This is a genomic window from Actinomadura sp. BRA 177 (genome assembly GCF_013372625.1).
GTDB lineage: Bacteria > Actinomycetota > Actinomycetes > Streptosporangiales > Streptosporangiaceae > Spirillospora.
This window is the reverse complement of the sequence record NZ_JABXFD010000444.1, coordinates 1-7,040: the sequence shown is the minus strand read 5'-3', so window position 1 is coordinate 7,040 and position 7,040 is coordinate 1. Positions and strand designations below refer to the sequence as shown.

Genomic DNA, 7,040 nt, shown 5'->3' with positions numbered 1-7,040 from the left:
GGGAGGTGTATAAGGGACAGCTCTCGGGGACGTGCCGCACCGGCGCCAGCAGCACGAGGGCGGCGAGCGGCACGTTCAGCAGGAACACCCACCGCCAGCCGGCCGCCTCGACCAGCCAGCCGCCCGCGAACGGCCCGATCGCCGCCGCGACGCCGCCGAAGCCCGACCAGGCGCCGACCGCGCGGGGCCGGTCGTCGGCGGCGAACGACGCCTGGATGATCGCCAGCGATCCGGGGGTGAGCAGCGCCCCGCCGACGCCCTGCAGGGCCCGCGACACGATCAGCGTCTCGATGTTCGGGGCCAGCCCGCACAGCACCGACGCGACGGCGAACCACACCACGCCGATGAGGAACACCCGGCGCCGCCCGAACCGGTCGCCCAGCGACCCGCCGAGCAGGATGAACCCGGCGAGCGTCAGCGTGTAGGCGTTGACCGTCCACTGCAGCCCGGCGATGTCGGCGTGCAGGTCGCGCGCCAGCGCAGGGAGCGCCACGTTCACGACCGTGGAGTCGAGCAGCGCCATGCCCGACCCCAGCACGGTCGCCAGCAGGATCCAGCGTCCGGGGCCGCTGCGCAGGGGGACGTCCGGCATCAGACGATCAGTTCATCGACGAAACACCAGCGCCAGTCCTCGCCGGGCTCGAACGACCGGACGACCGGGTGCCCCTCCTTCTGGAAGTGCGCGGTGGCGTGCCGCATGGGGGAGGAGTCGCAGCAGCCCACATGACCGCAGCCGAGGCACAGCCGCAGGTGCACCCATCGCGTGCCCTCCGCCAGGCATTCCTGGCATCCCTGCGGAGTGTTCGGGGACGGGTCGACCGCCGGAACCGACTGCACGTGCTCACAAGTGGCCATGTCTGCATCGTGCCACGCGGACGGTCAGCGGATCACCAATGATCGGGGCTGAACGGCTCGTCCTCGGGGCGCGCCGACTCCGACAGCAGCCGCAGGTCCGACTCGACCATCATGGTCACCAGGCCCTCGAAGGTGATCTCCGGCTCCCAGCCGAGCTGCTCGCGGGCCTTCTTCGGGTCGGCGCACAGCAGGTCGACCTCGGCGGGACGCGTGTACTTGGCGTCCAGGACGACGTGGTCCTCCCAGTTCAGGCCCGCCGTGCGGAACGCGAACTCCACCAGCTCCCGCACCGACTGGGTCTGGCCCGTTCCGATGACGTAGTCCTCCGGGGCGTCCTGGGCGAGCATCAGCCGCATCGCGCGGGCGTAGTCGCCCGCGTAGCCCCAGTCGCGCCGCGCGTCCAGGTTGCCGAGGCGCAGCTCCTTGGCCAGGCCCAGCTTGATGCGCGCCGCGCCCAGCGACACTTTGCGCGTCACGAACTCGGCGCCGCGGCGCGGCGACTCGTGGTTGAACAGGATCCCGCTGACCGCGAACATCCCGTAGGACTCGCGGTAGTTCTGCGTGATGTAGTGCCCGTAGCTCTTCGCGACCCCGTACGGGCTGCGCGGGTGGAACGGGGTCCTCTCGTTCTGCGGCGTCTCCCGGACCATGCCGAACATCTCCGACGACGACGCCTGGTAGAAGCGGATCTGCTCGCGGCCCGGCGTGCGGGACGGGCTGATGCCCGACACGACGCGGATCGCCTCCAGCGTCCGCAGCACGCCCATGCCGGTGACCTCGGCGGTGAGCTCGGCCTGCTGCCACGACATCGGGACGTAGGAGATCGCGCCGAGGTTGTAGACCTCGTCGGGCTGCACCCGCTCCACCGCCGAGATCAGGCTGCCCTGATCCAGCAGGTCGCCGGTGGTGATCTGCACGTCGCCGATGTGCTTGCGCAGCCGCGACACATGGGGGTTCGCCTGCCCCCGCACCAGGCCCCAGACCTCGTATCCCAGCGCAAGCAGATGCTCGGCCAGATACGAGCCGTCCTGTCCGGTGATGCCGGTGATGAGTGCTCGCCTGGACAGCGGATCCTCCATGGCTGAAATAAAAGTCCGACGCGGGGCTCACCGCGGGTGAACCCGGGGCGAGCGTGATTTATGAGATTACCGACCGCGGCGCGTCGATGACGAGGGAGGGCGCCGTTTGAACCGAATTCACTTCTGGTTCGCCCGCCGGGACGCCCGTATGCCACGGTGAGACCCATCATGAGCTCTCCGGACGTACCGCCGCTGCGGCTGAACGGGCGCGACATCGGCCCCCACGCGATCATGGCGGTGGTGAACCGCACGCCCGACTCGTTCTACGACAGGGGCGCCACCTACGGTTTCGGCGCCGCCCTGGACGCCGTCGGCCGGGCCGTGGAGGCCGGCGCCGACATCGTCGACATCGGCGGCGTGAAGGCCGGCCCCGGCGACGACGTCGGCGTCGACGAGGAGCTGCGCCGCGTGGTGGACCTCGTCGCGGCCGTCCGCGAAAGGCACCCCCGCGTCGTGATCAGCGTCGACACCTGGCGTGCGGAGGTGGGCGAGGCCGTCGCCCGCGCCGGCGCGGACCTGCTCAACGACACCTGGGGCGGGCCCGACCCGCGCCTCGCGGGGGTGGCCGCCGCGCACGGCATCGGGCTGGTCTGCGCGCACGCGGGCCCCCTCGACCCGCGCACCCGCCCGCACCGGGTCGGCTACGGCGACGTCGTCGCGGACGTCATCGCCCACGTCACCGGCGAGGCCGAGCGCGCCGCCGCGCTCGGGGTGCGGCGCGACGCGATCCTCATCGACCCGGCGCACGACTTCGGCAAGAACACCCGCCAGTCCCTGGAGATCACCCGGCGGCTGGACGAGATGGCCGCCACCGGATGGCCGGTACTGGTCGCGGTGTCCAACAAGGACTTCATCGGCGAGACGCTCGGCCGCCCCGTCGACAAGCGCGGCGTCGGCACCATGGCCGTGCTCGGCGTCTCCGCCCTGCTCGGCGCCCGCGTCTTCCGCGTCCACGACGCCGCCGCCGCCCGCCGAGCCTTGGAGGCGGTCTCCGCCATCGGCGCCTAGTGCGCTGCCTCGCGCTGGCGGGCGCGGTAGGCGGCGACGTGCATGCGGTTGCCGCAGGTGCGGCTGTCGCAGTAGCGGCGGCAGCGGTTGCGGGACAGGTCGACCAGGACGCGGGCGCAGTCCGGCGCCTCGCAGGTGCGCAGCCGGTCCAGCTCGCCCGCCGCCACCACGTACGCCAGCGCCATGCCGCAGTCGGCGGCCAGGTGCTCGCCGAGCGGCGCGCCGGGCGCGAAGAAGTGCACGTGCCAGTCGTAGCCGTCGTGGTCGGTCAGGTGCGGGGTGGTGCGGACCTCGCCGACGATCTCGTTGATCCGCTTGACGGCGGACGGGACGTCGCCGGCGCGGAACACCTCGTGGAACCGCGCGCGCAGGTCCAGCACGCGGAGCAGGTCGGCCTCGGTGAGCTCGCCGACGTCGCTGAAGGAGTTGCGCTCCACGAAGGCGCGCAGGCCCGGCAGCCCGCCGAGCCGCTCGGCGCCGGACGTGGCCGCGCCGGTGTTGATCAGGTCGACGACGACGGCGAGCGCGTGCTCGGTGTCATGGGTGAAGATCACGATGACTCCAGTCTCGGGGGACCGGGGCGGTCGTTCTCCCGGCGCCGTCGCCGGGGCCGGAACGCGGCCCGTCCACCCCACCATATGACCCGGACCACGCCCGGCGGCGGCCGCCCCGGCCGGACGCACCGGCGCGTCCGGTGGCCCGATCCGGCCGGAACGTTCCACGAAACGGCGCCGCCCGGAACGCGTACCCGGCCGCGTTTCCGGTGAGGATCATGACCGTGGCGGAGGACCGTCTGTTCATCGTCTTCCTGGCCGTGGCCGTCGTGGTGCTGCTGGCCCGCGCGCTCGCCGGGCGGCTGCGCATGCCGGACGCGATCCTGCTGGTGCTGCTCGGCATGGCCGCCGGGTTCGTGCCCGCGCTGCCGGCCGTCGTCGTCCCGCCCGAGGTGGTGCTGCTCGGCTTCCTGCCGCCGCTGCTGTACCACGCGGCGTTCTTCACCGCGCCGCGCGAGGCCCGCGCCGAGGCCGTGCCGATCTTCACGCTGGCGTTCGGGCTCACCACCGTCACGACGGTCGCGGTGGCGGCGACCGTGCACGCGCTGCTGCCGGACGTCGGGTGGGCCGCCGCGCTGGCGTTCGGCGCGGCCGTGTCGCCGACCGACCCGGTGGCCGCGACCGCGGTGCTGCAGCGGCTCGGCGCGCCGCCCCGGATGGTCACCATCCTGGAGGGCGAGAGCCTGATCAACGACGGCGCCGCACTGACCATCTTCATGATCGCCGTAGAGGCGCTCGGCACCGACTTCGGCGTCGGGCACGGGGTGGCGCGGGTGGCGCAGATCGTCCTCGGCGGCGTGGCCTACGGGCTGGTGGTGGGTGTGGTCGTCCGCCGGGTGCGGCGCTGGATCACCGACCCCGTCAGCCAGATCATCGTGTCGCTCGCCACCCCGTACCTCGCGTTCGTCCCCGCCGACCACTTCGGCGCCTCCGGGGTGCTGGCGACCGTCACCGCCGGGTTCTTCATCGGCACCCGCGGGGAGGGCGTCCTGCAGCCGGCGTCGCGGCTGGTCGGCAGCATGTTCTGGCGGATCCTGGCGTTCCTGCTGGAGTCGGCGCTCTTCGTGCTGCTCGGCCTGGAGATCCGCGGGTTTCTCCGCGAGCCCGGAGGGCAGACCTGGGGCCTGGTCGCGGCGGCGGCCGTCGCGGTGTCCGCGGTCGTCATCGGCGTGCGGGTGCTGTGGCAGCTGGGGAACCGGCCGCTCGCCCGGCTGGTGCCCGGCGGGCTGCGCAGCCAGCAGGGGGTCGGCTGGCGGCAGCGCCTGGTGATCGGCTTCGGCGGCATGCGCGGCGCGATCACGCTGGCCATCGCGCTGTCGCTGCCGACCGTGGTGGGGGACGAGCGCGGGCTGCTGGTGCTGCTCGCCGCGCTGGTCGTCCTCGTCACGCTGGTCGGGCAGGCGCCGCTGCTGCCGTTCCTGCTGCGCCGCCTCGGCCTGGTCCAGCCGGACCGGCGGCGCGCCGAGTCGATGCTCGCGCGCAGGGCCGGGCTGCAGGCGGCGCTGGCCCGGCTGGCGGAACTGGCCGAGGACGAGGACGTCGACGAGCAGACCGCCGAGGCGTTCCGGCAGATGCTCGAACTGCGGCTCGAACGCGTCCGCTACTTCCTCGACCAGCAGGACAAGGAGGACGTCGAAGACGCGGAGGAAGGCGCGGCCAGGAGGCGCCCGCCGAGCAGCCGGCGGGTGCGCGGCGAACTGGTCAAGGCCCAGCGCGCCAAGCTGCGCACCCTCTACCGCAACGGCCGGATCGGCGCCGAGACGCTCCGCGAGATCGGCCGGGAACTCGACTTCGAGGACCCGCTGAACGTCCAGCGGCCGCGGCCCTAGCCCGCGTCAGCGCTCGTAGTGCGGGTCGGCGACGACCGGGTAGTAGGCGTCGGTGTGCTGGACGCGCATCGTGACGGACGTGCCGTCCAGCGTGTAGTCGGCCTTCACCTGGCGGAACATCGAGTCGCTCGCCCACGGGTTGTAGAGCCGGCCCACGGTGGCGCCGTAGCGCAGGTGGACGACGTCGTAGCCGCCGGACGGCATCGACTCCAGCGCCAGGCCGTCGGCCAGGGAGACGGCGAACCGGAACTCCAGCGGGGCGTCGGGCCCGTGGATCACCGTGAGCAGCCGCACCCCGCCGGCCGTGGTCTGCGCGACGATGTCGGTGTCGACGTCCACGCCGACGAACACCCGCAGGCTGGGCCGCAGCACCTGCGCGACCGTGTCGGCGGCGGTGGCGTCGATGCCGAGGTGGATGCGCTGCCCGTCCCGCGTCGGCACCCACACCCCGTCCCGGGCCCGCTGGCCCCACGCGACGTCGGGGTTCTCCATCTCCTGCGGCTCGTTCTTGCCCCGCGCGACCAGGATCCTGGAGGCGGCGCTCATCGCCGCGGCAGCCCCGTCCCGTGCATGCCTCATGACGGGCCCCCTCGCCTTCTTCCATCACTCGCGTGGCTTCGCGCTCGTCCTGGGTTTACCACGGGCAGGGAGAACCGGAAGCCCATTGCCCTGCCGCTGGTCGATTAGTGACGTTCGCCCCGTGCGTCGTTGGACCTTACACCACGCTTATCAGCGCCGGTCGGGCCGGGCGGGCAACCGCCGCGCGGCCGTTCCCGGCCGCCTCCCGGAGGCGTGACGGTACGCGCCCGGCCCCGCACGCGGCGGGCCCCTGAGCCGCCGCGCGAAGGGCCGGGCACGCCCCCATCAGGCGAGCGCCGGCTCGCCTGTGGTGACGCTCACGGTCAGGTCGGCGAGCACCTCGCTGAGCCGGTCCAGGGCGCCGGCGATCCAGGGCAGGGACGCGGGCGCGGGGGAGGCGAGCGCGGCGCGGCGCTGCTCGTCGTCCTCCCCGTAGAGCAGGCTCGGCGCGACGCGCATGCGCAGCGCGGAAGGAGCGTCCCCGAACGAGCTGCCCGGCAGGACGCCGACCCCGTAGCGGTCAAGCAGCAGGCCGGTGAGGCCGCCCGCCGTGCGGACGCCGTGGTTCTCCCGCAGCACGTCCCGCAGCGGCCCGAAGTCGGGGTAGACGTAGAAGGCCGCCTCCGGGCGGCGGACCCGCGCGCCCGCGGCGGCGAACCGGTCGGCGACCGCGCCGGTGACCGCGGCGTGCAGCCGCCGGCTGCGGTCGACGTGCTCGACGATCTCGGGCGGCTCGGCGAAGGCGTAGGCGGCGGCGTGCTGCATCGGGGCCGGGGCACTCGACCAGATCTCGCTCGCCACGCCGAGAAGGCTGTCGCGCAGCGCGCGGCCGAACGGCCCGTCGGGCAGCCGCGCGACGCCGAGGCGCCAGCCGCCCGCCGCGAGGCTCTTACTGAGCGCGGTCGTCACGACGGTCCGCTCGGGCGCGTACAGGGCGGGGCTCGGCACCGTCCGTCCCGGCTCGTGCACGAGGTCGCGGTAGATCTCGTCCGAGACGATGACCAGGTCGTGCTCGCGCGCGACCGCGCACAGCCGCCGGACCGTCTCCGCCGACGCCAGCGTCCCCGTCGGGTTGTCGGGCAGCGTCACCACGACCGCCCGGACCTGCCGCCCCCGCGCGCGAGCACGACCTGGTC

The 7,040-nt window shown here is 73.5% G+C and carries 8 protein-coding genes; 2 read left to right on the top strand and 6 right to left on the bottom strand.

Annotated elements, in window-relative coordinates; translation table 11 throughout:
* The 3 genes from HUX53_RS26575 to HUX53_RS26565 form a co-directional block, all read right to left on the bottom strand.
* Nucleotides 1–592: MFS transporter (locus HUX53_RS26575; RefSeq protein WP_176405954.1), on the bottom strand; the 592-nt coding region annotated here is incomplete at its 3' end.
* Entirely contained in the window at nucleotides 592–855 is a 264-nt protein-coding gene (locus tag HUX53_RS26570) for a ubiquitin carboxyl-terminal hydrolase 14 (protein ID WP_176405953.1), read from the bottom strand. The genes HUX53_RS26575 and HUX53_RS26570, both read right to left, overlap by 1 nt.
* Nucleotides 856–887: 32 nt before the next feature.
* Nucleotides 888–1,922: a GDP-mannose 4,6-dehydratase gene (locus HUX53_RS26565; RefSeq protein WP_176405955.1), complete on the bottom strand. Its 1,035-nt coding sequence runs from the start codon at nucleotides 1,920–1,922 to the stop codon at nucleotides 888–890.
* A gap of 180 nt (nucleotides 1,923–2,102) precedes the next feature.
* Here HUX53_RS26565 and folP point away from each other — a divergent pair, with 180 nt between their 5' ends.
* Entirely contained in the window at nucleotides 2,103–2,942 is an 840-nt protein-coding gene (gene folP, locus HUX53_RS26560) for a dihydropteroate synthase (protein WP_176405952.1), read from the top strand.
* On the opposite strand, the gene HUX53_RS26555 is transcribed toward folP, so the two are convergent.
* On the bottom strand, nucleotides 2,939–3,496 hold the full coding sequence (locus tag HUX53_RS26555) for a CGNR zinc finger domain-containing protein (protein ID WP_176405951.1): 558 nt from the start codon (nucleotides 3,494–3,496) through the stop codon (nucleotides 2,939–2,941). The genes folP and HUX53_RS26555 overlap by 4 nt on opposite strands.
* A 224-nt stretch (nucleotides 3,497–3,720) precedes the next feature.
* On the opposite strand from HUX53_RS26555, the gene HUX53_RS26550 reads away from it, so the two are divergent.
* Complete coding sequence (locus tag HUX53_RS26550; RefSeq protein ID WP_176405950.1) at nucleotides 3,721–5,325, top strand: Na+/H+ antiporter; 1,605 nt, start codon at nucleotides 3,721–3,723, stop codon at nucleotides 5,323–5,325.
* A 6-nt stretch (nucleotides 5,326–5,331) separates the two neighbouring features.
* Here HUX53_RS26550 and HUX53_RS26545 read toward each other — a convergent pair whose 3' ends face one another.
* Nucleotides 5,332–5,904 (bottom strand): hypothetical protein, encoded by a 573-nt coding sequence (locus HUX53_RS26545; RefSeq protein WP_176405949.1) that lies wholly within the window; start codon nucleotides 5,902–5,904, stop codon nucleotides 5,332–5,334.
* Between the two features lie 285 nt (nucleotides 5,905–6,189).
* Nucleotides 6,190–7,040, bottom strand: an 851-nt coding sequence (locus HUX53_RS26540; RefSeq protein ID WP_176405948.1) for a pyridoxal phosphate-dependent aminotransferase, incomplete at its 5' end; no start/stop codon positions are given.